A 433-nucleotide genomic window follows, 5' to 3' on the forward strand; every position below is an offset into this window, starting at 1 on the left:
GGCGCGAGGCGATGGGCCTCTCGCAAGAGCAACTTGCCGAGAAGCTCTACGTGTCGCGTCAGACGATCTCGAACTGGGAGCGGGACAAGACGTATCCGGACGTCCAGAGTCTGCTCATGCTGAGCATCCTATTCGACACCTCCATAGACACGCTCGTGAAGGGAGACGTGACCGTTATGGAAGAGGCGGTCGAAAGAGATCGCAAGCGCATGGGAACGCGGATGCTATGGCTGGCCGTGCTGATGCTTGCGTTGCTGGCGGTGGCGTTCGCGCTGATACTGTCGCCGGCGTTTAACTGGATGGAGGGCACCTGGGGCGCCGGCGTCGCCGCGGCTGCGGCGTTCCTGCCGGCGATAGCGGCGCTTGTTGTCGCAACCGTCCTCGAGCGCATCAAGCGCGAGAACGACCTGGTGACATACCGCGAGATCCTCGC

Annotated in this window: 1 protein-coding gene; it reads left to right on the forward strand. The window is 62.8% G+C overall.

The genetic code is table 11. From position 1 onward, the window contains the following. A partial coding sequence (locus tag DWZ22_RS08930) for a helix-turn-helix domain-containing protein (protein ID WP_147352286.1) occupies window positions 1-433 on the forward strand: 433 nt, incomplete at both ends.

The sequence above is a fragment of the Collinsella sp. AF31-11 genome (genome assembly GCF_003475605.1).
Classification (GTDB): domain Bacteria; phylum Actinomycetota; class Coriobacteriia; order Coriobacteriales; family Coriobacteriaceae; genus Collinsella.